Origin of the sequence: Haloferula sargassicola (assembly GCF_040362925.1) — a bacterium.
GTDB classification, from domain to species: Bacteria; Verrucomicrobiota; Verrucomicrobiia; order Verrucomicrobiales; family Akkermansiaceae; genus Haloferula; species Haloferula sargassicola.
This window is the reverse complement of the sequence record NZ_BAABRI010000027.1, coordinates 1-25,674: the sequence shown is the minus strand read 5'-3', so window position 1 is coordinate 25,674 and position 25,674 is coordinate 1. Positions and strand designations below refer to the sequence as shown.

The 25,674-nt window shown below is 66.1% G+C and carries 17 protein-coding genes; 8 read left to right on the top strand and 9 right to left on the bottom strand.

Annotated features, from left to right (window positions below; translation table 11 throughout):
• Positions 1 to 40 precede the first annotated feature (40 nt).
• Positions 41 to 4,621, bottom strand: a complete 4,581-nt coding sequence (locus tag ABXH26_RS18630; protein ID WP_353568615.1) for a CotH kinase family protein — start codon at positions 4,619 to 4,621, stop codon at positions 41 to 43.
• Between the two features lie 322 nt (positions 4,622 to 4,943).
• Here ABXH26_RS18630 and lpxK point away from each other — a divergent pair, with 322 nt between their 5' ends.
• Both lpxK and ABXH26_RS18620 read left to right on the top strand, forming a co-directional pair.
• Complete coding sequence (gene lpxK / locus ABXH26_RS18625) at positions 4,944 to 6,155, top strand: tetraacyldisaccharide 4'-kinase (protein ID WP_353568614.1); 1,212 nt, start codon at positions 4,944 to 4,946, stop codon at positions 6,153 to 6,155.
• Between the two features lie 52 nt (positions 6,156 to 6,207).
• Positions 6,208 to 6,930: a Bax inhibitor-1/YccA family protein gene (locus tag ABXH26_RS18620; RefSeq protein WP_353568613.1), complete on the top strand. Its 723-nt coding sequence runs from the start codon at positions 6,208 to 6,210 to the stop codon at positions 6,928 to 6,930.
• Here ABXH26_RS18620 and ABXH26_RS18615 read toward each other — a convergent pair whose 3' ends face one another.
• Together ABXH26_RS18615 and ABXH26_RS18610 are read right to left on the bottom strand one after the other, a co-directional pair.
• Positions 6,931 to 10,419, bottom strand: coding sequence for a PPi-type phosphoenolpyruvate carboxykinase family protein (locus tag ABXH26_RS18615; RefSeq protein ID WP_353568612.1), 3,489 nt, complete (start codon positions 10,417 to 10,419; stop codon positions 6,931 to 6,933).
• Between the two features lie 82 nt (positions 10,420 to 10,501).
• Positions 10,502 to 11,362 carry a uracil-DNA glycosylase gene (locus ABXH26_RS18610; protein ID WP_353568611.1) on the bottom strand — a complete coding sequence of 287 codons (861 nt, stop codon included), beginning with the start codon at positions 11,360 to 11,362 and terminating at the stop codon, positions 10,502 to 10,504.
• Positions 11,363 to 11,479: 117 nt separating this feature from the next.
• On the opposite strand from ABXH26_RS18610, the gene ABXH26_RS18605 reads away from it, so the two are divergent.
• A complete protein-coding gene (locus tag ABXH26_RS18605; protein ID WP_353568610.1) occupies positions 11,480 to 12,130 on the top strand; it encodes a hypothetical protein in 651 nt (216 codons plus the stop codon).
• Positions 12,131 to 12,289: 159 nt separating this feature from the next.
• Here ABXH26_RS18605 and ABXH26_RS18600 read toward each other — a convergent pair whose 3' ends face one another.
• Positions 12,290 to 13,174: a tyrosine recombinase gene (locus ABXH26_RS18600; RefSeq protein WP_353568609.1), complete on the bottom strand. Its 885-nt coding sequence runs from the start codon at positions 13,172 to 13,174 to the stop codon at positions 12,290 to 12,292.
• A gap of 76 nt (positions 13,175 to 13,250) precedes the next feature.
• On the opposite strand from ABXH26_RS18600, the gene ABXH26_RS18595 reads away from it, so the two are divergent.
• The 4 genes from ABXH26_RS18595 (at position 13,251) to ABXH26_RS18580 (ending at position 17,784) form a co-directional block, all read left to right on the top strand.
• Positions 13,251 to 14,183, top strand: a complete 933-nt coding sequence (locus ABXH26_RS18595; RefSeq protein WP_353568608.1) for a diacylglycerol/lipid kinase family protein — start codon at positions 13,251 to 13,253, stop codon at positions 14,181 to 14,183.
• Between the two features lie 9 nt (positions 14,184 to 14,192).
• Entirely contained in the window at positions 14,193 to 15,002 is an 810-nt protein-coding gene (locus ABXH26_RS18590) for a metallophosphoesterase family protein (RefSeq protein WP_353568607.1), read from the top strand.
• A 570-nt stretch (positions 15,003 to 15,572) separates the two neighbouring features.
• Entirely contained in the window at positions 15,573 to 16,454 is an 882-nt protein-coding gene (locus tag ABXH26_RS18585) for a glycoside hydrolase family 43 protein (RefSeq protein WP_353568606.1), read from the top strand.
• Positions 16,455 to 16,638: 184 nt separating this feature from the next.
• On the top strand, positions 16,639 to 17,784 hold the full coding sequence (locus ABXH26_RS18580) for a hypothetical protein (RefSeq protein WP_353568605.1): 1,146 nt from the start codon (positions 16,639 to 16,641) through the stop codon (positions 17,782 to 17,784).
• Positions 17,785 to 17,813: 29 nt separating this feature from the next.
• Here the strand turns inward: ABXH26_RS18580 and ABXH26_RS18575 are convergent, their stop codons facing one another.
• The 5 genes from ABXH26_RS18575 to ABXH26_RS18555 all read right to left on the bottom strand — a co-directional run bounded on the left by ABXH26_RS18575 (position 17,814) and on the right by ABXH26_RS18555 (position 22,978).
• Positions 17,814 to 18,479 (bottom strand): hypothetical protein, encoded by a 666-nt coding sequence (locus ABXH26_RS18575; protein ID WP_353568604.1) that lies wholly within the window; start codon positions 18,477 to 18,479, stop codon positions 17,814 to 17,816.
• A gap of 298 nt (positions 18,480 to 18,777) precedes the next feature.
• Positions 18,778 to 19,575 (bottom strand): hypothetical protein, encoded by a 798-nt coding sequence (locus ABXH26_RS18570; protein ID WP_353568603.1) that lies wholly within the window; start codon positions 19,573 to 19,575, stop codon positions 18,778 to 18,780.
• A 237-nt stretch (positions 19,576 to 19,812) separates the two neighbouring features.
• A complete protein-coding gene (locus ABXH26_RS18565; RefSeq protein ID WP_353568602.1) occupies positions 19,813 to 19,956 on the bottom strand; it encodes a hypothetical protein in 144 nt (47 codons plus the stop codon).
• Between the two features lie 311 nt (positions 19,957 to 20,267).
• Positions 20,268 to 21,974, bottom strand: a complete 1,707-nt coding sequence (locus ABXH26_RS18560; protein WP_353568601.1) for a GH39 family glycosyl hydrolase — start codon at positions 21,972 to 21,974, stop codon at positions 20,268 to 20,270.
• Between the two features lie 74 nt (positions 21,975 to 22,048).
• A complete protein-coding gene (locus ABXH26_RS18555) occupies positions 22,049 to 22,978 on the bottom strand; it encodes a S8 family serine peptidase (protein ID WP_353568600.1) in 930 nt (309 codons plus the stop codon).
• Between the two features lie 148 nt (positions 22,979 to 23,126).
• Between ABXH26_RS18555 and ABXH26_RS18550 the strand changes: the two genes are divergently transcribed.
• On the top strand, positions 23,127 to 25,674 hold a 2,548-nt coding region (locus ABXH26_RS18550), incomplete at its 3' end, for a LamG-like jellyroll fold domain-containing protein (RefSeq protein WP_353568599.1).

The window sequence follows — 25,674 nt, the reverse complement described above, 5'->3', positions numbered from 1 at the left end:
GGGTTCCCGCGCGGCATTTTTTCATCCCGATGTCTGCCCTTCAGAGGCTGCCGCTCACCAGCACCCGCGCGAAGCGGCGTCCGGCCGGGGCCGGCGTGGGATCCCGGTAGGTCACCGTTTCCGTTCCGTCCGGATTCACACCGGTGGCCACCAGCACACCACCCGTCGACCACGCGCCGAGCGATGAGCTGAACTGCGGCTGCGAGCTGTAGCCCGGCACCGAAGGATCGCGGGTGAAGGTGAGGGTCAGGTAGACGTCGGTTTCTCCGCCGACCTCGATTTCCTCCAGCGCCGCGGCCGGCAGGAGACCCGGCGAAGCGATCAGCGGGTCGCCGCCGAAGACCAGCTCCACCGAGTTCACCAGGCCATCGCCATCGGGGTCCGCGGCCGGGCCGGACACCGCCGGGTCCGCCAGCTGAGTCTCGCTGAAATGGGAGGCCGCCCACGTTTCGAACACCCCCTGACCGGTGCCGGGCGTGCCGTTCGAATCTGCGCTGGAACGCCAGTTGGTAGCGACCGCGTGGTCCGGCGAGGTGAAGGGCGAGATAAGCTCGAGCGAAGGACCGTCGCCATCCGGCTCGACCGGCCACGGCGCCTTGTCATCGTATTCGAAGTCGCGAATCGGCGAGCCATCGGCGGCGGTGACGATGATGCGTTCGCCGCCGTTGGAGAGATTCGAGCCGCCGTCGGCGGCATTCGGGTCGCCCCAGGCTCCGGCGATCGGCAGGCCGCTGCCATACCGCAGCTCGGCCGCGGTCCGGTTGCGGACGACGAGCACGCAGCCGCCCGGCGGCAGCAGCGTGATCTCGGCGCCCGTGAAGTCGAAGTCGAAGCAGTCACTGATCACCACGCCGGACAGGTCGATGGTATCGTTGGAGATGTTCTGCAGCTCGAGGAACTCGAAATCGCCGTCGTCGAGATATCCGGCCGACTCTTCCTCCGGAGTCGGATTGGTCGGATGATACATGATTTCGGAAACGACGAGGTTCGCCGCCGTGGCGGGCTTGCCGACGACATAAGTGGCGTTCACCGGTCCGCTCCACTGACCCTCGAAGAGCGAGCGCGCGATCACGCGGGTGGTGTCGTCGATCACCAGATCGCCGGAGCCGGTCGCCGTGTAGGTGGCCGTCATTTCCGCGGAGAGCAGCATGTCCGAGCTGCTGCTGCCGGTGTTGGTGCTGTTGGCCGTGCCGTCGTTCAGCGCGTGGATGGCGAGCAGGTTTGGTCCGTCCACCAGCAGGTTGGAATAGGCCGACAGGTCGAAGTCGATCAGGTTCACCGCCTGCGAGTCGGAATGGGTGTCCGGCGCGGCGCTGTTCCAGCCCAGCGAGGCCGGCGCGTTCACCGTCAGCACGCGGGTTCCGTTGAGGTAGGCCACGAAACCATCGTCGTAGCGCACCCGCAGGGTCAGCGAGTCATAGCCGGAGCCGGGCAGCGAAACCTCGAACGGCACCCGCACATAGACGCTGGTCGGCGCCCCGCCGGAGCCGTTGTGAACGATCGTGGAAAGATACGATTGGTAACCGGATCCGGTTTCGTAGCCGACGCCGAAGTTGCCGGTGATCCAGCCCGTGGCATCGAAGCCGGGGACCGTCCAAGCGGTCGTGCCGGGCGAGCCGGAGGTCGGCCGCAGGACCTCCACCTGGCCGCTGGCCTCATCGAACAGCACCGTTTCAACCGCGCCACCATCGATCGAAACCGCCGCCGGGTTCACCGCACCGCCTGGAAGGCGTGGATCGCTGCCATCCAGCGTGTACCAGAGCGTGCCACCGACCGGCTGGGCCGTGACGACGGTCCCAGCCGCGACCTGGCCGCCGGGGGAAATCACCGGCGGCGCCACGAACTGCGAGTCAATCCACGCCGCACGCTGGAACATCCAGTTTTTCAGGTGGTCGATCTCCCCGTCGTAGCCGCCGAGCGTCGTCAGATCGCCGCCATTCGGAGCCACGTTCGGCCACCGCTGGGCATTGCGAACCTGCGATTCCTCCAGCTCCGCGGCCATCTGGTCGACTCGAGCCTGCATGGCCGCATCGGCGAACGGACCGCGGCGAAGTTCCTGCCAGCGGTCGATCCATTCCTGCATGAAGTCCGGATCCTCGAAGAGCCGGCCCCAGTAATCGTATCCGAAAAACTCCGCCCGCTCGGGTTTCGGATCCCATCCTTGCGGCGATTCCGCCCGATCGTCGCCATCGGGGCCCATCGAGCGATCGAAGTCCCACAGCGGACCGAAGGCGAGTTTTCCCAGCCGGGGCTTGTAAAGATAGGTGCTCAGCCGCAGCCCGTCCGGATCCTTGCTGAAGGTCACCATCAGGTGGTGGTCGATCGTGGGCGCGGTGTCCAGCCAGGCACGATAGCCGGTTTCCGGGTCGGTGAAGTTCGATCCGTAAAGCGCCGCCTCCATGTCATCGATATATCCCCTGATGTAACTCGACTGCTCGGGGGTGATGTTCTGCTCTTTCGGATAGACGTGATTGAAAAACGGCTGGGGATTCGCGTTCGGGGGATCGAAGGGGTGACCGAGCGCGCTGCGGAAACCCTGGTCCTCCGGGTCCGGGCGGTCGATGCTGAGGATGTAGCCGCCGGTGACTTCCGGCGCGGCATTGTCGGACGCTGCGAGGCGATCGATGTCGACCCGGTCGCCGTCGCGGCTGATCCTTTCCATCAGGACATAGACGCCCTGGTAGTCGCCCGCGGTGACCGGTCCGCCGTCGGTGTTCAGGTAAACCTCGCAGAACCGGGTGCGCGGAGCCCAATCGCCGATGTCGTTGCTGAGCCCGAAGAGGAAGGCGTTCCGGATCAGGGAGCGATCATAGTAGTAGGGCGCATAGAGCACCCATTCGTCGTGCTCGGAGAGGCCGAGAAGCCGCACCTTCTTTTCCTCCTCGCTGCCGTCCTGCCAGAACTCGACCCGGTAGTTGCCCTTGGGATTGTTGAGGGTGGATGACCCGCGGCGCTTGATGCCGCAGCGGTGGGAATCGGTCGGCAGCGAGTCCAGCGAGGTTCGGCCGGTCACCGGATCCGGTTCGAACAAGGACAGCTGCGCGGGCTGCAGCGTCTGGTCCGAGGGCACGGCCCCCGCGTTGAAATTCTCCACCACCACCACGGGGAGGTCGGAACTGAAGCTGCCCAGCGAGCCATCCAACTGGACGAACGTCTCCGCCGCCACCTCGCCGGGGGCGTGGCCGGCCTCGAAGGTCCGGGCTTTCACCATGGTCGTCGCCGTGATCGGGATCGGACCGGTGTAGAGCGTCGATCCCGCGTCGGGATTCTGCCCATCGGTCGTGTAGCGGATTTCCGCCAGAGGTGCCGCGGTGGCCAGCTCGACCTGGGTCGAAGTCGTGAAGGTTCCCGGCGGCGTGATGAATTCCACCAAGGCTCCGGGGGCTCCCGGCAAGGTGTCGTTGGCCGCCCCGGGCGTCGGGATCGTGAAGTAGTCCAGACCTCCTCCGTTCTCCGGCGGCACCACCCCGTAGGACACATCCTCGAACATTTCGGGAAACGCCGGCTCGAAAGCCTGCACCACGCCGCCTTCCGAATCGGTCAGCGCCAGGTATTCGCCGGACTTCGAGAGCTGGAAGTCCGTGTGATACTCCGCGCCGGCGACCGCGCGGTTTTTTCCCGAGGCAAAGACCACGAGATACTCGTCCGGATCGATGGTGCTACCGGCAGGAAACAGCCAGACGGTCGCCAGCGTCTCGTCATCGGTCAGGCCATAGCCCTCCAGCGGCACCGCGAAGGGATTCGGGTTGTGAAGCTCGATCCAGTCGGAGGGTTCCCTGTCTTCATCCAGCACGCCGCCATCCTCGGTGGCATCGGCGACGAATTCATGGATCACCACGTCTTCCACCGGCTGCCCCACGTAGACCGTCAGCTGCCTGGTGGTCGTCCCCGCCGCGTTTTCCGCCGTGACCGAGTAGTTCGTGGTTCCGGCCGGCGACACCTCGAGCGCGCCCGAGTCCGAGGAGGCGATGATCACAATGCCGCGGGTGACCTCGACGTGGGTGGCGCCGGTCACGTCCCAGGTCAGCGTCGCGGTTCCGTTGGAAGGGACATTGACCGCCTTGTCGGAGACCGCGCCACCTCCGGAAACGGAGAACTCCACCTCGGGCTTGTCCGGCAGGGCGTTGAACTCCCACTGGTGGGTGAAATAACGGGCGGTCGACACGTCCTGGTTCTCGCCGCCGCGGTCATCGAGCAAGGTCCAGTTGCTGCCGTTGTTGCTGCCCTCGAAGGTCCAGCGCACCGGATCGCGGCCGGTGGCATCGTTGGCCGTGGTGAAGCCGTAGTGGTCGATCTCGACGGGCTCGAAGAAGTCGAAGACCAAGGGGGCGCGGTTAAAATCGAGCCACTTGGTCGAGGGGTCGTCGTCGACCAGGTTGTAGGGCCCCTCGCCGTCAGGATTGTCGCCTCCCGGATTGGTGATCCACGGGAACTCCGCCACCTCACCCGTTTCCGTGTAAAAATGGAAATCGCCGAGCTGGACGGAATTGTTGAAGCCGGTGCGGACCCGCTCCGTGGAAAAACGGTAATAACGGTAGAATACCCCGGCGTGGACCATCGGAAGGCCGGCCCAGCACCCCGCCATCAGGAGCGCGAAGATTTTCAAGAAACGGGAGGTCATGAGCTATAGTCGGAAACCGCTCCGGGTTACAGTTTGTTGCAGCCAAGAATGGCTACCGGTTCCCAGGATTCGAGGAGAATGTGACGGAAACGACAGACGCCTCGCAGGAGAACGACGCAAGCCAACTCCACGAATGCTTTCCCGCGCGATTTCGTCGTGTTCGCCACGACTCATGCCCCTCCTCAAACTGCCACCGGTTCCGACGCCCCGGCCGCTGGCGGGCCACCCGGGATGGCGGAACCGGGGCTTTCCCCGCCGGCGCGTCCGTTTTCTTTCCTTGGCGCTCCCCGCCCGATGGCGGTGAATCAGCGCCACCGGATCCATGAAGGAATTCCTCGCCGAGCTCGAACGCTGGGGCGCCGACGTCATCTTCGGCCGCGCCCGGGGTTTCCGTGCGGGAATGACCCGGCTGGCGATGACCGCCCTTTCCCTGCTGATGCGGGGGGCGGTCGCCACGCGCCTGATGATCTTCCGCAGGCGCTGGAAACAGCAGGCCCACCTCGGAACGCAGGTCATCTCGATCGGCAACATCACCGTCGGCGGCACCGGCAAGACGCCGGTCACGGAAATGCTCGCCAGGACCCTGCGCGAGCGCGGCCGGAAGGTGGCCATTCTTTCCCGCGGCTACAAAAGCCGGAAGCTGAAGGAAGCCCAGAAATGGAAGGACGCCGCGGGTGTGCCGATCGATGAGGAGGACATGCCCAAGGTCGTATCGGATGGCGGCGCGCTGCTGCTCGATTCCAAGTACGCCGGCGACGAACCGTTCATGCTGGCTCGCAATCTCGATGGCGTCTCGGTCGTGGTGGACAAGGACCGCGTCAAGGGCGGCCGCTTCGCCGTCAAGCACCTCGGCGCCGATACCCTGGTGCTCGACGACGGCCTGCAATACCTCCGGCTCGCCCACGGCAACGACATCGTCCTCATCGACCGCACCGCGCCCTACGGCACCGGCCATCTTTTGCCGCGAGGCACCCTGCGCGAGCCGCCGGCCAACCTGATCCGCGCCTCCTACATCCTGCTCACCAAGTGCGACGGCACCCCGAACGACTCGCTGATCGAGGAGATCCGCCGCCACAACCGCCACGCGCCCATCATCCAGTGCACCCACGGCCCGCGCTACCTCGAGGAGCTCTTCACCGGCAAGCGCGAGGAACTGCCCTATCTGCAGGACAAATGGGTGGCCGCCATTTCGGGAATCGCCGTGCCCGAGAGCTTCGAGCGCAGCCTGGAAAAACTCGGCGCCCACGTCGAAATCCGCCGCCACTTCCCCGACCACTACCGTTTCACCCGCAAGGAAATCGATGCCTTCATGACCCGCTGCGTGGAGCGCGACATGGAAATGATCGTCACCACCGAAAAGGACGCCGTTCGTTTCCCGCGGCCGACCGATCCCGCCGTGCCGATCTGGTTCCTGCGCATCGAGGTCGACATCCTCGAGGGCCACGACGAGTGGGACGAAATGATCGAGCGCATCTGCCACCCCCACGCCCCCGGCGATCCGGTCCTGCGCTATCGCGAAGCCTACGCCAGCTGAAGCTGGACGAGCGAGGGCTTTCCGCCTTGTCGCGGGGTGGAGTTCGGGCGACATGTCCCCCATGGAAACCTTCAATCCCTATCAGGTCGGCTCGGTCTCGCAGCAGCCGGCCGAGACCCGTGCCGACTTCGTGCGCAAGACCTACTGGCACCTCGCCATGGCGCTCGGCGCGTTCGCCTTGCTCGAGGCGGTGCTGCTCCAGAGCGGACTTGGAACGGCCGCGCTGCAGCTGGTGAGTTCCGGTCGCTTCACCTGGCTGATGGTGCTGGGTGGCTTCATGGTCGTCGGCTGGCTGGCCAGCCGCCTCGCCTACAGCGGGGCCAGCCCGGCGATGCAGTATCTCGGTCTGGGACTCTACGTCGTGGCCGAGGCCGTGATTTTCCTGCCCATCATGGCGCTGGCCATCGCGATCACCGGCGGTCCGGCGATTCTCGGTCAGGCTGCGGTGCTGACCGGTGCGCTGGTGCTCGGACTGACCACGGTTGCTTTCACCACCCGCAAGGACTTCAGTTTCCTCGGCGGCATTCTCAAAATCGGCGGCTTCATCGCGCTGGGACTGATCGCCGCCTCCTTCTTCCTGCCGATCTCGCTCGGCATGTGGTTCTCGGTGGCCATGGTCGTCTTCGCCGGCGGCGCGGTGCTTTACGACACCAGCAACATCCTCCACCGCTACCAACCCGGCCAGCACGTCGCCGCCGCGCTGTCGCTCTTCGCCAGCATCGCGCTGCTGCTTTGGTACGTGCTGCGGATCCTGATGTCGTTCAACCGGAACTGATCACACCAGCGCCGGATCCAGCCCCAGCGAGCCCATGTAGCGCCGGGCGCCGGAGCTTTCGAGGTCGGCGAGCTGCGCCTTGGCGTGATCGAGCTTCGCTTCCATCGCCTCGCGCTCGGCGGCCTGCAGCCGGCTGCGGCGGGTGAGGAAATCGGAGAGGTCGGAGACGTGCCGTCGCCACAGCTGGTTGGCCACCGTGGCCCGCGCCTGGAGACGGGCGAGATACCAGTCGCTCCCGATCATCGCCTCGCGTGAAAACAAGCCCCGCACCGCCGGATCGTTCGCGGTTTTCCCCTCCCAAGTGCCTTCCGCCATGATCGTGAGCAGCGCCTTGAGCGGCGGGATCGCGAGCTCGATCGAGCCGTCCTTGAAATAGTTCGCCGCCACCCGCTGGTGGGCCTCGGCGATGTGCTCGATGCCGTCGGCGAACTCGGCGAGGCTCTGCAGCTCGGGCCGCAGCATGTCGACCGGGAACACGGCCGCGGGGTTGTTCAGCACCCGGCCGAAGAAGCGCGAGACGAATTCACCGGTGATCCGCCAGCCGAGCCGGCTGCCGGGAATACTACGCCCTTCGTACTGGAAATCCCGGACCTGCTCGAGGCAGCCGTGCTCGATGAGCCACTCCGGCTCGCGCTCGTGAACGTGCATGCGGCTCCACACCTCCGGCACGACCAGGCTGATGTCGTGGTCGACGCGGTATTTCCGCCCGATGTGGCCGGCCGCACTGCTGAAGCCGTGGCCGCGGGTCAGCAGCATCGAGATGAGCGCGTTGTTGAGGTCGTGGATCGGCAGCAGGCAATTGAACGGGCCCTTGGTCAGCGCGCCTTCGGAGCCCGCGCCGGTGGTGGAAGGCGACTTGCCGGTGAGGCTGGCGGTGAAGTCCATGAACAGCTCCGGCAGCTCCTGGTAGTGGAGCGGCCCGAACACCGCCAGCGGCCGGATTCCCGCCTCCGGATCGGCCGGGTTGTTGCGGCGGCCGGTGAGGACGGAGTGCGCGGGATTGAGCACCGGCTGCTCGGGCTCGAGCCGGCGGTAGAGCCGCGCGCCGAGCTCTCCGAGATACTCTTTTCTCGGATGATCGAGGTCGGGCCGGTTCTGCAGGTAGCGCGGGTTCTTGGTCGGCCTGCCATCGACGATCCGCGGATTGGCCGTGCACACGAACCAGTCCGGTGCCTCCCCGGCGGCCACCTCGCGGATCATGTCCTGCGCCGGCACGGTGAACTGGCCGAAGCGGATGGCGTCATCGAGCATCTCCTTCGCCTCGGCGCGCGGCAGCGGCTCGTAGTTGGAAAAGAACATCCCCTTTTTGGCGAAGTCCGCCTCGGTGTTGCGGTCGTAGCCGCGGATCACCGCATCGTCCGGGCGCTGGAAAAGCCGGTACTCGCAGTTGGCCACGAACTTGTAGCCCGGCTCGGTCAGTTTCGGGTGAAGCCCGGTCAGCCTTTCCGCGGCCACCACCACCGAGGCGGTGATGTCGTCCTCGCGCTGCAGCTTCACGGCGGGCGCGAAGTCCTTGCGCAGGCCGAAGATCCGCCAGGCGCCGCCCTCGGAAAAGCCGACCCGCAGGTAGCGCGTGTAGAGCTTCTGGTTGCGGAACTTCAACTGCATGCCGGGCTGGCCATCGATCATGTCGACGCTGAAGCGCGACTTCCAGTCATCGCCCCACTCCGGCCGGTAGCGGCGCTTGAGGATGAGCAGGAGGTCGCGCACCGGCTTGGGGATGGATTCGAGCCAGCGATTGTAGGAGCCGGTGAAAAGGTGGCCCGGGGTCATCATCCGCACCACCGAGCCGAAGGAGCGGGTGGGATCGAGGATCGGCCGGCTCGGGTGCTGCGGCTGGCGCGGGGTGTGGAAGCGGGCGGTGAAAAACTCCTGCCCCATGTCGAGGATCTCCTGCACCCGCAGCAGCGCCTCGTCGAAGTTCGGGACGTTGACTGGGCCGGTGAGCATGGCGTCGGCGAGCGACTTGGAGATTTCCGACTTGCCGCCGCCGGACACGGTGCAGGGCTTGTGGCAGAAGGTGCCCTCGGCCTGGGTGCCGACGAGCCGCCAGCGCTGGCCTTTGACGCTCTGGTTCATCTCGACCTTGTAGCCGGAGGGCATGACGTAGGTTTCCCCGGCGTGCATTTTCCGCTCGGCGGGCCGCCCATCGTCCCGCGTCCAGCTGATGCGCTGCGCGCGCAGGTCGAGCTGCGCGGTTTCCGGCAGGTAGATGATGTCCCGCCAGACCTTGTCGATGCCGTAGCCCTCCGGCATGACTTCCATGCGGCCACCGTTGCGCTGCACGACCTCCTGCCAGGTGTGGTTGACCAGCGAGCCGAGCTGCTCGACGGAGAAATCCTCGCCGTGGTCGAAGGACGGGAAGGCCAGGGCCCCGCCGGCGTGCTCCTCCTCGCACAGGCCGAAGAGGTTCGCGGCGAAGCTGATCTGGGTTTTGACCTCCTTTTTACAGTAACCGTAGTAGCTGTCGGCGATGAGCGTGACGCAGGTGCCGGAGGCGTCGCGGCAGGCGATCTTGAAGGCCCTGCCGTCGTTGTAGAGCTCGTCCTCGCTTTCCCAGCACATGCCGTCGGCCTTCTGGCGCTCGCTGGCTTCGAAGACGTGCGGCAGGCCGAGGTCCTTCTTTTTCAGCGTGACCAGATGCGGGGCGAGGATCACGCAGCCGGTGTGGCCGGTCCAGCCGCCGGCATCGAGGCGGGCGTCGTTTTCCGGCAGGGACGGATCGCCGGCATTGCCGAAGATGCTTTCGACGAAGTCGAGGTTGCTGACCAGCGCGCCGGGGGCGAAAAAGCGGATCTCCATGGTGCGCTGGCGGACCACGCCGGCGACCTCCGGGCAGACGATCGGCCGCAGCAGCAGGCTGACGAAGGTGTGGGCGCGCGCCTGCTCCTCACGGGTCGCGGTGTAGGGCAGGCGCAGGTATTCGTCGGGCGGGTTGAGCGCGGCCTTGAGCAGGCCGGCGAAGGCGCGGCGCGGCACGCCTTTCTTGTCGGCGGGAATCGGCAGGCCGTCCTCGACCACGTGGAAGACGCCCTCGGTCGTGCGGCGGTCCTTGGCGGGGTTGTGGCAGACGCCCTGGTGGACGCGGTACGAGGACAGGATGTCGGACTCGAGCTGATCGGCATCGGCCGGCACCGAGAACACGCGGGCGAGTCCGTGGCGCTCGAGGGTCAGCGCGGAACCGGGAACGAGCGGCTCATTTTCCTCGAACCAGCCGTCGAGGTTCCCGGCAAGATAGCGTTTCAGGAAATCGTGAATGGCCTGATCGACCGGGCACAGCGGTTCGCCGAAGATGCGGAGTTTCTCCTCGAAGTTCGCCAGCAGCGAGCGACCGAGGGTGAGCAGCGGCGAATCGCCGGCCAGTTCCGGCACCTCGAAGCCGCGGGAGGCGAGCTTGACGTTGGCGAGCTCTTCGAGGCGACCGGTCGCGGCCTCGGCTTCCGTGGGTGAGGAAAAATATCCGATCGTTTCCTGAAGCGTGCGCTGCATGGGAAGGTCCTAAGCAGGATCGACGCCGAAGGCTGTAGGACATCCCGTCATGAAACCGTGACGTTTCCGCCGCGGAATCCGCTCACTTCGGCAGGAAAAACCCGCGCTGCTTGTCGGACACGGGCAGGCCGAGTTTTTCCATGACCGCCAGCATGTCCTCCCAGATCTTGCGCTTGTCTCGAAGGGCGGCGGTGCCGTGGAGAAGGTAGGCCGGGTGGTAGCTGACGCGGGTCGGGATGCCGTCGAATTCGTGCCACTGCTCGCGCATTTTCGCCACGGCACCGGTCAGGCCGAGCAGCCCCTCGGCGGCGGTCGCGCCGAGGGCGACGATGCATTTCGGCCGGACGATCCTCACCTCCTCTTTCACGAAAGGCAGGCAGGCGGCCATCTCGTCGGCGGTCGGCTTGCGGTTGTTGGTCGTCTGCCGCTCCATCGCGGGGCGGAACTTGACGATGTTCGAAATATAGACCGCCTCGCGCGAGAGGCCCATGGCCCTGAGGATCTCGTTGAGCTTCTGGCCGGCGGGTCCCACGAAGGGCTCCTGCTCGCGCTCCTCCTGGTAGCCGGGGGCCTCGCCGACCAGCATCAGCTCGGCCTCGGGATTGCCCACGGAAAAGACCATCGTCTCCCGCAGGGACCCGAGCGCCCTCGCCGCGGGCCAGCCGGCGGCCTGGGCCTTGAGCGCGGCGATCCGCTCCGCGGGCGATCCCGCCTCGGGGGCCACCACCACCGCCGCCGGGGCCGGCTTTTGCGCCACAGCGGGCGTTTCATCCGGCTCGTCGAGGTTCACGGAAGCGGCCGCTGCGGGCGCAGGGCCTTGTTTTTTCCTGCGATGAAGCTCCCGCAGGGCCTCGCGCGCTTCCTCGTCGAGATAAACGCTCGAAACACCGCGGGTCTCCTCGGACTTGAGGAAATCGATCAAAACATCCACAGGGCGGCTCACCCGGCGACGCTAACGGGACGAAACCCGGCTGGCAACCCGCCACCCGGTTGCGGGAAATCCGCTGAATACATTTTCCCGAAAACCCGTATCATCTGCGGCAACCGAGCGCCTCCCGCCATGAAAGCCATCCTTCTCACCCTCTTCGCCATCGCCAGCATCGCGCGGGCGGAGGTCGATATCGACATCGGATCCTTCGGCGAAAGCCTCGGCGGATGGGCCGAAAACACGGTGTCCTACTCCCTGTCGGGCGCCAATTACCGGACCTACAAGCCGGAGATCAGCCCCACGCCCGACGGTGGCATTTTTGTTTCCGTGCGCATTGATCACCGCCGCGGCTGGCTGGCCAACGACGACCACGCGGTGCTTGAAATCACGTTTCACAAGGATGGCACCGTGGCCAACGCCCGCTCCACCCTCGCCGTGCAGGGTCGCACGATTTCCAGCGACCTGATCCGCAGCACCGCCACCGCCGGGGCCGAGGTGAGCGGAGTCGGCGGCGCGGTGAAAATCGGGACCGATCTGGTCGCCGACCTTTCCTCGAAGCTGCTGCGGGAAAAGATCGTCGAGGCCGGCCGCGTGGCCTTTCCCTCGGCGGTGCAGCACAATTACAACCTGCTCTACCAAGCCGTTCGCATCCGCGAGGAAAAGCCGCCGGTCGAGGGCGGTGCCGGCGATACCGGCAGCCCGGAGCCGGTCACCAAGAAGCCCGAGCCGGAAAAGGACGCCAAGCCGGTGGAGATCAAGCCCTACGGATCGGAGAAGAAGTAGGAGCGCCGATTATGAAATCGGCATCGCCTGTTCTGCGGGCGGGCATGTTCGGAGTAGATCGCTGCCGGGCTGCTTATCGAGAAATCTTCAGGCCCGAAAGGCGAGGCAGGCCGATTTCATAATCGGCGCTCCCGTTTCGGCGCTCCAGCTTCGGCGCTGCTAGCCCCGCGGGTGAAACCGCTTGTGCACCGATTTCAGCCGCGCGCCGTCCACATGCGTGTAGATCTGGGTCGTGGAAATGTCGGCGTGCCCGAGGAGCTCCTGGATCACCCGCAGGTCCGCGCCGCCTTCCAGCAGGTGGGTGGCGAACGAATGCCGCAACAGGTGCGGATAGACCTTGAGGTCGATCCCCGCCGCTGCGGCCCGTTGTTTCACGATCTGCCGCACTCGGTCCGGCGACAGCGGCCCGCCGCGCACGCTGAGGAACACCTCCGAGCCGGTCCGGCGCTTCACCAGCTCCTTGCGGGCGGTGGAAAGATAAGCCTCCAGAGCCTCCCGCGCCTTGCCGCCTACCGGGACGACGCGGGTCTTGTTGCCCTTGCCGGTGACACGCAGGAAACTTTCCCCGGCATCGTACTGCTCCAGCCGTAGTTGGCACAGCTCGCTGAGCCGCAGGCCGGAGGAGTAGAAAAGTTCGAGGATCGCTCGGTCGCGGCGGCCGAGCGTTCCCGCGGGATCGATGGATTCCAGCAGCCGCTCGACCACCACCCGGTTCATCGTTTCCGGCAGATGCTGCTCGGGCCTCGGGGAAATCAAGGGCTCGGCGGGATCCATCGGCAGTTTCCCGGTCGCCGCGAGCCAGCGGAAGAAGACCTTCAGATGCACCGAGGTGATCCGCAGCGAAGAGGCCGCCAACCCGTCCGCCTTGCGCTGGCCGAGGAAGGCGGACAGCTCGTCGGTGCCGATGTCCTCCAGCGGCAGGCGCTTGCGCTCCATCCACGCCGTCAGCGCGTCGAGCGTCTGGCGGACGGAGAGCTGGTAGGCATCCGACAGCCCGCGCTCGGTCGCGAGGTAGAGGATGAAGCCGTCGATCTGCCGTTCCACCCGCTCAAGATCCGTCAACCCCCGCGCGCCGGCAACCTCCGGTTGCGAAATCCGCCGCCCGCCCCACTTTCTGCTAGTGTCCGCGCCGCCTCCTGTCCGCCGTTTCGAAGTCGTCCTCAACCGCGAGTCCGGGACGCTCAAGGACCTCTGGCATGACGGCCTGCCGGACGATCTGGTCGCCGCTTTCGCCGAAGGCGGGGTCGAGGCCCGGATCCGCGCGGCGGTGGCGAGCGAGCTCGACGCCACGCTCGACCAGGCCGTTTCCACCCGGCCCGACGCGTTGATCGTCGGCGGCGGGGACGGCACCGTCTCCCACGCCGCCAGCCGGTTGCTCGGCGCCGAGGTGCCGATGGGCATCCTTCCCTGCGGCACCTTCAACCTGGCCGCCCGCGACCTGGGCGTGCCGCTCGATCCTTTCGACGCCGCCCGCGCACTGGCCACGGCCGAGCCGCGCGCCATCGACGTCCTCGCCGCCAACGGCCGCACCGCGTTGTGCAACCTGATGCTCGGCTTTTATCCGACCATGGCCCGCCGGCAGGAGGAATTCCACGGTCGCGCGTGGTGGGTGAAGTCCGCCCGTATCCTGCGCGACCTGCGCGAGGCCTTTTACCGCACGCCGCCGCTGCTGCTGAAGTTCGAGTCGCCGGAGCACGGGGCGATTCACCGCGTCACCCGCTTCGCCGCCTTCGTGCCCGGCGAATACGAGGACGTCCTCTCGGTCATCCCGACGCGCACGCACATGGATGCGGGAAAGATCGGCATCTACGTCTCGAAGCACAAAACCGTCGGCGCGCTCGCCCGCGGCATGGCGGCCTACGTGTTCGGACTCATGAAACAGGAGCCCGAGCTTGAACAGCTGCACGCCACGAAGCTCACGCTTACCTCGCAACAGCGCGACCGCCTGCCGGCCTCGATCGATGGCGAAATCCTCGACATTTCCCTGCCGCTCCATCTCGATCTGAAGCCGCGCGCGCTGCGGGTGCTCTGCCCGTCCGCTTCGAACGACTGATCTTTCACCTTGGCCTTCTTCATCCAGATTTCCGACCTCCACTTCGGCGCCGAAGTGCCCGCCGCCGTCGATGCCCTGCTCGAAACGATCGCCCGCACCCGCCCGACCGCGGTGCTCTGCTGCGGCGACTACACCATGCGCGCCCGCCGGTTCGAGTGGCGCGCCGCCCGGGATTTCCTGGAACAAATCACCGTCCCGGTGCTCTCCATCCCTGGCAACCACGACATCCCGGCCGCCAACCATCCGCTCGATCGGATCTTCCATCCATTTCGCCGCTACAAGCGCTTCATTGCCGACGACATGGAGCCGCACGCCAGCTTTGGCGGGCTCGAGGTGGCCGGCCTCAACACCGCCCGCGCCTGGGGCGTTTGGCCGACCTTCGACTGGTCGCACGGCGCGGTCAGCGTGGCCCAGTGCGCGGCGTTGCCGTTCAAGTTCACCTCGCATGGAGGCCTGCGGGCGGTGATGATCCACCACCCGCTGCGCGGCGAATCCGGCCAAACGCGGAAGCTGCTGCGAAAGAACGGCCTGCTGCTCGCCTCGATGGCCACCGCCAAGATCGACCTGCTGCTGGCCGGGCATTTCCATCGCTCGTATATCGATGTGATGCCGCTGCCGATTGGCGAGGGCAACGTGGTGCTGTCGCACGTCTCGACGGCGTGCTCCCGCCGCACCAAGGGCGAGCCGATGGGCTTCCACGGCATTGAAACCGGCGAGGACGAAGTGACGATCACCCGATACTGCTTCAACGAAGCGCAGTATGAGATCGCCTCGACCCATCGTTTCCACCGCGAGGGTAACGTGTGGTCGAAGGGTTGAAAAGGGGGCCGGCGGGCATCGACCGCCGGGCTGGTTGGTTGAGCGCTTTTCCCACCCGAGATACTTCGAGGCCGGACCGGCGCTTCCCGTGAAAAATCGAGCTGCAAGGAACGCGAACCGACTCCCCCCCAACCCCGCTTCCGCCCCCCTGCCCGGCGGTCAATGCCCGCCGCCCCGAGCCTCACTTTTCGAAAAACGGCTTCCAGAGACGCGATGCAACTCGCAGGGGGCGGCGGGCATCGACCGCCGGGCTGGGGGGTTGAGCGCTTTTCCCACCCGAGATACTTCGAGGCCGGACCGGCGCTTCCCGTGAAAAACCGAGCTGCAAGGAACTCGAACCGCCTCTCCCCCCAACCCTGCTTCCCTCGCCCAGCCCGGCGGTCAATGCCCGCCGCCCCGAGCCTCACTTTTCGAAAAACGGCTTTCAGGGACGCGAAGCAACTCGTTGGGGGGGCGGCGGGCATCGACCGCCGGGCCGGGTGGTTGAGCGCTTTTCCCACGCGAGATACTTCGAGGCCGGACCGGCGCTTCCCGCGGACAATCGAGCTCCGCGGCGGCAATTCCGCGCAAGTGGGCGATCTCTACCACTGGAAGAACGAGGGCACCGCGCTGGCCGTCGATGAACGGCGCGGCAGCGAGATCACCAAGGGCTGCATCATCGAACGTCCGAAGGTCATCCACAACGCCCGCACCAAGACCTTCGTGATGTGGTTTCACCTCGAGCACCGCGGCGCGGGCTACGGTACCGCCCGCTGCGCCGTGGCCACCTCCAGATCGATCACCGGACCTTATCGTTTCATCGAAAGCCACCGCCCGAACCACGGCGAGTGGCCGCAGAACTACGCCCGCAGGAAAACCGACGACCGGTGGATCGACTACCTCAAGCGCGACCGCCGGCGCGGCCAGATGTCGCGCGACATGACCGTCTTCGTCGATGACGACCAGAAGGCCTATCTCATCTCCTCGGCCGAGGAGAACTACACCCTCAACATCTCGCTGCTCACCGACGACTATCTCGATTTCACCGGCAAGTTCTGGCGTATCTTCCCCGGCGGCCACAATGAGGCACCGGCGATCTGCAAGCACGACGGCAGATACTGGCTGATCACTTCCGGCTGCACCGGCTGGGACCCGAACGAGGCCCGCTCCTTCGTCGCCGACTCGATGGAAGGCCCGTGGAAGGCGCTCGGCAACCCCTGCACCGGACCGAACGGGGCCGGCGGCATGGGCCCGGAAAAAACCTGGGGCGGCCAGAGCACCTTCATCCTGCCCATCCATGGAAAGCCCGGGCAATTCATCGCCATGTTCGATGTCTGGCGGCCCAAGGATCCCATCGACGGCCGCTACCTCTGGCTGCCGGTGGATTTCGAGGACGAGCGCATCAAAATCGTCCGGCCGAAGACCTGGACGCTGGGCGATCTCGACCTGCTGTCGGAGGCGGGATCCGATTGAGGGAAGGCACCCGGCGCGCCGGGCCCAGGCCGGAATCTCATGGCATGAATGAGCGCGGACACGATCTTGCTGGCCCCACCGCGCATGCCCCTCCTTACTGGTCGCCTCTTGGTTTCGGGAAGGCCCCGGCCCATGCACTCCCTGAAGCCAGGCCGACGGACGGCCGCCCTCTCACCGCTCGTTCATGAAGCCCCATCTGTTCCTCGCCAGCCTATCCATCCTGCCCGCCTTTGGCGGCGAGATCCTCGTTCCTGAAACCACGGGGGGAAATTGGCAGTGGTCGATCTCCGCCGGCCCTTCCTACCGCCACGTCGGCTCGCTGGAAATCCACTCCGGCTCTCGCAGCTCCGCCTTTCCGCTACCCTCCCTGGTCGGCTCGGACGTCCTCAGCGTGCCTCCCATCGGCGACCTCACCGACAGCTCGGACCGCACCTATGACGACGGCTATGTGCGGCAGGACGCCGGCACTGCCGCTGACGGCTCCACCTGGAACTGGGGCTATGACCATCCCGGTCAAATCCAAGGCGACCAGCTGGTCTTTTCCGCCACCGGCGCCCGGAGCATCCGCAGCGACCTCCGCACCGCCCCGGCCTTCGGTCCCTCCCGCCGCGACAGCCTGCGCGGGATCGCTCCGCACCTGCAGCTCGATGGCGTCAGCCCGAGGGAAATCGGCGGCTTCCGTCTCGGTCTGAGCGCCGGCTTCGATTTCACGCAGGTCGATCAGTCCACCACCTTTTCGAACTTCGCCGTGACCCAGACCCGGGATGACTACCGGATCGACTTCACGGATGCCTACGACCTGAACGGCGTGATTCCGCCGCTCGCCCCTTATGCCGGCAGCTACGGCGGCCCGGGACCGCTGATTCACAACCTGCCGTCCCACCGCATCAGCACCGAAACGCTGATCAACTCCGAATCGGCGCTCGTCACCAACCGGGTGAGTTCCGCGATCGACATCGACGTCTTCTCCCTGACCCTCGGTCCCACGCTCAGCCGCCGCCAGGGTCCCTTCGACTACAGCGTTCAAGCCGGCGTGATCCTCAACGTCTACCACTGGCAGGCCCGCCAGGGCGAGCAGCTCAACGCCACCACTTCCGCCAGCACCGCGACTCTGGCCCGCTGGAACGAAAGCGACTCCGGCACCAAGTTCCGCCCCGGCGTCTTCGCCCAAGGCGACATGGCCTACCGGATCAGCGAGGATGTCTCCATCGGCGCCTACCTCCGCCTCGACCTCGCCACCGAGTTCCGGGCCCAGGCCGGGCCGACCGTTTACCGGGTCGCTCCCACCGGCCTCTCCACCGGCCTCATGCTCCGCTACCAGCTGCCCTGAAAAAACACCCGGCCCGCGGGGAGACGGGCTCAGCCCCGGCTCGACCGCGCGATCGCCTTCTCGACGATGGGCTGGAGCTTCATCAGCACGGGGTCCATCTTGCCACCGATCCATTCGCGGAGGCGGAACCAGTCCGAGTCGATCGCCTGATCGGGATCCTCGATCGCGGCCGGGTTGGCCTGCGCTTGGCCGAACTTCACGTAAACGCCGATCAGCGGCCGCTTCGAGTGGTTCGGAGTCTTGAAATCGCTCACGTAGCCGTCCTCGGTCCGAATCTCGATGTGGCCGTGACCCGCCCCGCCATACACCAGCACCGAGCCCACCGGGGCCTCCTCGGGATCGGTGATGTCGTCCAGCAGGATGAAGCCGAAGTCATTGACCAGCACCGCGCCGGCATATTTTGCGGAAACGCCATCCGGGTAGCTGTCGACCGCATCCGCCGCCAACAACGCGCGCTTCACATAGCGCCAGCAATAGCGGGTCGCGTGCGGTTCCGCGTTGTGCTTGGCCACCCGCACCGCCTCCAGCAGCTGCGGGCTGATGCCGAAAGTGCCGTCTTTCCCGGCCGCTTCCCGAACCGGAGCCGGCAGCGTGGAGGGAGCCTGAGGTTCGGCGGGCTTGGAGAGAAACAGGGCGAGCGCAGGGGCGAGCTTCGTCACCAGCGAACCGCACGGGAAAAGGGCTGAGGTCAACATGGGTCGTTCGTTCTCAGGGAATCGGATTTCCGGAAGTCCATCGCGCCAAGCCGCCAAGGCAGCCCGGCGCGACGCGGCGAAGTGACAAAGCCCGGCCCGTACGTCAAAAAAAAGAATCGGACGGAATTCCGGTCGGACGCCTCCCAGGCTCTCCACCCACCGGCGGCAAACCCGTCCTCCCTCCATCGATCCCAGTGGGGCTCCCTGCCCGGATCGGACCGGAAAATGGCCTCCATGACCCGCAAAGAGCCAGCGGGAATGTCCCGCCGGCTCTCCAACACACACGTTTCATCAAAGCTCAGCGAAATCTCCGCCGGCGCGCCAGCAGCAAGCCAACGGAAAGACTGGAAAGCAGGAGCAGGTGGGGCTCGGGAACGATCGCGGTGGTTTCAAACCGATCGAGCGTTCCGCCCGTGTCGGTCACCCCGAAGAAGGGATAGACCTCGCTATCCGCGGCCAGCGTGGCGTGGTCGAAAGTCGAGCTCGCCGAGATCAGCGGTGCCACGGGATTGCCCGCCCCGTCGACCGACGAGATCGTCGCCGTGGCGGTGTAGCTGATGCCCCCGTTGAAACTCACGTCGAGCCCGACCTGATACCAGGTGTTCAGGCCCAGGGTTCCCGAGGTCTCGTCATGATTGATGAGACCGCCGTCCTGCTCGGTGGACTGCACGTTGATGCCGGCATTTCCGCCAGCGGCGAAAAGCGAGTAGATGGTGCCCATCAGCTGGCTGTTCGACACGGCATCCTGGGCCGCCGCAGGCACGGCCCCGGTCATGAACACGTCCGGCGACTCCGCCACACCGATGATGAACTGGGAGGCGTTCGAGCTTCCCGGATTCCACAGGACGTGGGTGCTCCACGAGCTCAAGTCTCCGGCGAAGCTCTGCGAAAGGGTGAAAGCATGGGTCCGCGTCGCCGTGGCGTTGACCACCCCGCCCGAGCCATCGAAACCCGCCCCCGAAACGATCGTCGAGGTGCCGGCCGTGCCGCCCGCCACGTTGAAGTTCGTGCTCAGGTCATCCGACGAGTCGAAACCAATGCTGACGAGGGCGGAAGCGGGCAGGGAGAGCGAAAGCGCGGCCAGAAAAAATCTCATGGTTGGAGGGCGTGGCGGGTAAGGTCCGGGTCGGAACTCGCGTGATGAGTCGTCGCCACCCGATCCTCGATCGGAGAAAACCTCCGCCGATTTCAATCCACGCAATGATGCGGAGGGATTCCTCCATTCTTGGGGATGCAAACTCCTCGTCCGAAGCCGCCCGGATCCCACGGCGGCGAGGCCAGCCAGTCAGCTGCGAAGCCTAGGCCGGCCCCCTTCCTTGCCTTGCCAATTCCCTCATCCCGCCTCCTCAAGCCGCTTCGAGGTCGTTTCGTAGCCCGCTTCTTCAAGCTCGCGATGGTCCAGCACGATGTCCACATCGACGCTGCCAGGATGGCGATCAAGCGGGTCGTCCGGTTCATCGAGCGAAAGAAACGGCACCCAGCCTCCGCCGAGAACGATGCGAGGCAGGCGGAAGCACTTCGGTCCGAAGAGCTCGTCGAGCGCTCCGCAAGCTTTCCGAAGATGCTCTTCCGATCCGCCAGCGTGAAGCAATTCAACTGCCGGTGCTCGTGGGTGGAAGGCTTGAAGGAGTGGAGATACCGCCTGAACGAAGGCCAATCCGGCGGGTGGAAGCTGGCGATGAGATCAAACGCGCCGGCTGAAGCCAGCGCTCCGATGGGAAACTCGAAGCGACGGGTCTCATCAAACGATCGCCAGGGGTGGCGGAGCATGGCAGGGCGCGTGGCCCGCTACTCGGTCTTCTCCACGGTCAGGCTTTTCAGCAGATACTGGCTGTAGGTCGGGCCGTCGGACTCGAGGCGGAAGTTGTAGCCCCAGTAGTTGACGAAGCACGGGTCATCGAGGCGCCATTCGATGGTGTGCCACTCGTCCTGTTCCGGGATGGTCTTCCAGTCGCCGGCGGTCTTGAAGCCTCCGGGCGACTCGTAAACCAGCTTGAAGCCGGCATTCACCGACGGATCCTTGCGGCGGACCACGGCCGTGATTTTCAGCGGCACTCGGTCGTAGGAGAGAAACGACGGGTCCACCATGAACAGGTTCCCGCCGGGTGCGTCACCGGCCCGGGCCGATCCGCCATAGGCAACGATGGCCGCCGAAACCTCGCTGCCTGCCCGGCTGTGCAGCCCGCGCTCGGGGGGATCGAGGGTGACGTCGATCATCACGCTACGGGAGTCATCGTAGTTTCCGGGATCGCCGGGCCACGGCGGCAGCGACTTCGAGACCGGGGTGGCTCCGGCAAAGGATTCGTCGGGCAGCCCGCGGACGAAAACCGGAGTGGCATCGAAGGTCCAGCTCGTGCCCTTGCCGGACCGGCCGGTGGTGGCGTTCAGGAAATCGAGATCCCTGCCCGGGAGTTCCAGCTGCTCGGTGGTCTTGCGGGGCGTCCAGGCGACGAGCACGCTGCCGTTTTCGGTGTCGAACCCGAAGCCGAGCGATCGTTTTCCCACCGGCATCCAGCCGCGGGGCTTCGGGTCCTGGCCCAGCACCTCGATCATGCGGCGGTAAGCATGAAATGCCGGGCGCGGCTTGCCCTCGGCATCGAGCAGTCCCATCGGCCCGCTGTCGCCATCGCGGCCCTCGAACCACTGGACATTTGCGACGCCGCCGGTGATGGCCAGGACATAGGCCTTCACCAGGGCGTCCGCCTGGGCGCGGTCACCATGGTGGCCGGCATCGACGCCGAGTTCGGTGAACATCACGGGCACGTCCTTTTTCGCCGGGTCCACCTCGGCCAGCATCTTGCGCAGGCTCGGGACGAGGTTGAGAAACACCGGCTCCATGCCGGTGTCCGCCACGATCCCGTCGAGCACCTCGTAGGGATGAAGCGAGATCCAGTCGAAATGGTCCTTCGCCCCGGCGAGGATCACCTGCCGCAGGTAGGACAGGTGCGCCGACTTGGCGGTGAGGCCGACGCGACAGTCCGGGTCGGCCTTTTTCGCGGCGTCGTAGGCGGCGACCACCACCCTGGCGTAGTCCTCCGCTGTCTGGTCGGGGCCGGTGAAGTTCGGCGGCTCGTTCCAGACCTCGTAGTTCGTGATGCGGCCGCGGAAATGATCGACCAGCCGGTAGACATACTCCGACCAGCCGTCGAGGTCGCGGGAGGGCAGGTGGCCGCCCGGCACCTGGTCGTTCCACGCCGGGCTGCCGAGCAACAGCGCGCCGGTCGCGAACCCGCGGTCGTGCAGGTATTCCCACTGGGCATCAACGTTTTCCCAGCTCCACCTCCCCCGCTCCGGCTCGACCGCGCCCCACGTGCTCATGAGGCTGCGGTGGTAGCGGATGCCGATCTCCTCGATCGGGGGAACCCAGCGCTGGTAGTCCTCGACCGCGCGGCCGTTGACGTGGCACGAGCCGATGCCGAAAGGCGTTTGCTGGGACAAGGCCACCGCGCCGGACAAGGCCCAGCCGGCCGTGGCGAAGAAGAAGGCGCGGTTCATCCCAGCGGATACGCCGGGAGGAGCCCTTGATCTTCCAGCGACCCATCACCCCAATCGTCTTTCCCTCCGCGGGTCTATTCCCCGGTCTTCTCCGCCGCGCGTTTCAGGAAACGGCCGGATGCGGTGGTCTGGAGCAGGCTGGGGTGCCGGTCCGCGGCCTCTTCGACCCGCGTTTTGATCGCCTCCAGATCTTCATCCGGATGCGCGGTGGCCTCATGAAAAAGCCGGGCCGCCACCACTGCGGCCGCCTGAGAGCTGCCGCTCAGCTCCTTCCGTTCGCCGTGGGGCCACAGGGACTCGATGCGGGTCCCGGCGGCGGCCAGCCACACGGTCGAGGCACCGAAGTTCGAACGGGCGGCCAGCAGGCCGCGGTCGTTGGTCGCGGCCACCACGAGGCAGTTCGGGTGATCGAGGTTCGCCGGCAGGCTCCGCTCATCGCCGTCCAGGCCGTCGAGATCCTCGCCCCGGCTGCCGGCCGACGCCACGATCCACACCCCCTCGTCCATCAAGCCCTTGAGCGCATCCGCGACCGCCTGAAACTCGCCCGCTTCGCAGTCCTTCGGGTAGAGGTTGAACGCACACAGCACCACCCTCACCCGCAATCCTCGCTTCCTCAGGTCGCGGATCCGCTCGATGGCCCTCAGCAGGTCCGGAGCGGCCAGCTTGTCGCTACCCGCCTTCAGCATCACCAGCGAACGGGCCGGCGATTCCTCCCAGGCCAGCTGCTCGTCCCACAGGATGCCGCACAGGTGGGTGCCGTGGCCGTTGGTATCACCCATCGCTGCGGGGGACCCGGTGACGTCCTCGATGAGGACTGCGGGAGGGGCTTTTTCCTCAGCCTGCAACTCATTTCGCTTTCCCAAAATAAAGGCCTCGTGAAGAGGCGCGCCTTTTTGCGCGAATTCCGATGGGCAGATTCCCGTATCAATCACCACCAAAGCGGGTGATTTCTCGTATGCCTCCGCAGCCCGGGAAATGCCGGTCGGAGAGAGGATTGCGACCATTCCCAGGCAGTTCCGAAAAAGGCGGAAAAATGCCCGCGAGCTGGGTTCGGACCGGCCACCGCGGACGGGGTGCTCTCCAGATTCCACTTGGGACACCGAAAGCCGCCGAGGTATGCCTAAAGTCAACTTCTTTCGCTTCCCACCGATCATGAGAGCCCAAGTCCCGAAGGCATTCATCGGTCTCTGTTTGCTACCGATCCTCGGCCGGTTGCAAGCGCAGACCTTCCTTGAATTTGTCGAGTCGCCCGCCAGCAGCGGACTCTTCGTCGACGATTTCTCCGGCAACTACATCGCCACCGGCTCCTCCAACGGCATCCAGCGCGTCTTCAACGCCGTGTCGGGCGATCGCTTGACGGTCCGCGTGGAAACCGAGCGCCAAACCGGCGCATCCCCGATCATCAGCCTGGCCGATGCCGGAGGGTCGAACCTTGTCACCGTCACCGGCGACTCGCGCGGGCGGGCCCTGCTGCAGAACTTCGCGATCACCTCGCCCGGCGTCTATTCGCTGAACTTCTACTCGAACAGCGCCCCCTCGGCCTTCGAGGCCCAGGTGCTCTTGAGCCGGGGTTTCCAGCAGGAAACGGAGGCCAACGATCTGGCCGCGACCGCCGACAGCTATCCCGCCGCGGCCACCGGCGGCAGCTTCACCTTGAACGCCGCGGGCATCCTCGATGGCAGCCCGGACTGGATCGATCTCGGCACGCTGGCCAGCGGGGCGAACGTCAACTTCTCCCTCCAGGCCCCATCCACCTCGACGCTCGACCTTTCCGGCCTGCAGCTCGCCCTGTGGCGCGATGGCGACGCCTCGGCCCAGACCGTGGTGACCGGTGCCTCGCTGAGCCACGCCGTCAGCGCGGCCGGCCGCTACCGGGTGGAGGTGGCGATCCCCGGCCCCGCCGGCCAGCACCTGCGCTTCACCGGCGATGGCGATCACGTCAATCTCGGCAGCCCGTCGGCCCTCCAGATCGCCGGCAGTCAAACGATCGAGTTCTGGATCCGTCCGGACCGGCTCGGCGTGCGGCAGAACCCCTTCGAAAAGGCCTACGGTGGCGAGGGCACCATGACCATCGAGAACGGCGGGGACATCAACTACTACTATGGCACGAACGGCGGAAACGGCTCGAACTACCAGCAGGTGAACTCCTCCGCCGCCCTCAGGGTCGGCGAATGGGCCCACGTGGCCGTGGTCCGGGACTTTGACGTCTCGCCGCAAAAGATCCGCTGGTATTTCAATGGCCGGCTGACGGCCGAGACGGATGCGTCCTACGTCCCCGGTGTGGCCGGGACGCGGGATTTCGTCATCGGCACCGGCTACGCCGGCAGCTTCGCCGGCTCGATCGATGAATTCCGTGTTTGGAACGTCGCCCGCTCCGAGGCCGAGCTGCTGGCCGGCATGAGCACCGCGCCGGCGCCGGGCACGCCGGGTTTGGTCGCCGAGTATTCGTTCGAGGAAGGCTCGGGCGATGCCGTCACGGACGGCTCCGGCAACGGGGTCGACGGCACCATTTCCGGCACCCTCGCCCGCGAAGGCGGCGGCGGTGATCTCGCCCGCTACTCCAGCCAAGGGCTGCGGGGCACGTGGTTCGTCGAAGCCGTGGTGGGCGATACCACCGCGCCGGCGGTTGCCACCGGCGACCTGATCCCCTTCACCGGCTACCTTTTCGACGGCACCACCGCGGCCCCGGCCGACATGACCGCCCAGCGTGGAAACAACGGCAGCGAACACCTCTACACCGTCGTGGGATCGACCTCCGGCACGCTCAAGGGCACCGGTCTCTACACCGACGATTCCTCGATCGCCCGCGCCGCCGTCCATGCCGGCCTCCTGCTCCCCGGCGAGCGCGGGGCAGTGAAGGTGACGGTGCAACCAGGCTCCGAAAGTTACGTTTCCTCGACCAACCACGGCACCAGCTCCAGCTACTCCGGTGCCTTCCCCGGCAGCTTCACCCTGGAGCGCTATGAACCGGCGTCGCCCTTCACGCTGGATGCCATCTACAACCGCTTGTGGATCCGCTTTTCCGAGGAAATCAATCCCGCCACCCTGACCGCGGCAGCAAGCCTGCACGCCCCGGGCATCGATGGCATTCCGGGCAATGCTGATGACGTGGCGGTCCCCCTCGTGCTGGACTCCATCGAGGACGACCATCGTTATGTCTTCAGCTTCGGCGGTCGCATCCTGACTGCGGGGACCCATCGACTGACGATCGCGGCGAGCGTCGCCGACCGCGCGGGCAACACCATGGCCGCGCCCTACACGCAGGACTTCGACATCGTCGATCCAGGCTTCACCACCGAAGACGGCGACAACGACAGCTTCGCCAGCGCGGACTCGCTTTCGCTCGCGCCGGACCTGGGGGCCTTCGACAGTTCGTTCGTCAATTCCGGCATCAGCCAGAGCTCCGCGGGCGCCGACCCGCGGGACATCGTCAGCGCGGACTTCGACAAGGACGGGCTGCTCGATGCCGCCGTCGGCTACGCCGGCGCCGATCAGGTCAGCGTTTTCCCGGGAAATGGCGACGGCTCCTTCGGCACGCCGGTCTCCTTCCCCGCCGGCGGCGATGTCTGGGGGGTGGCCCTCATCGATTTCGACAAGGACGGCCTGACCGACATCGTCGCCGCCGCCCGCAGCGTGGACGGCATCGTTTTACTGCAAAACACCTCCACGCCCGGCAGCCTGTCCTTCACCCGGCTCACCG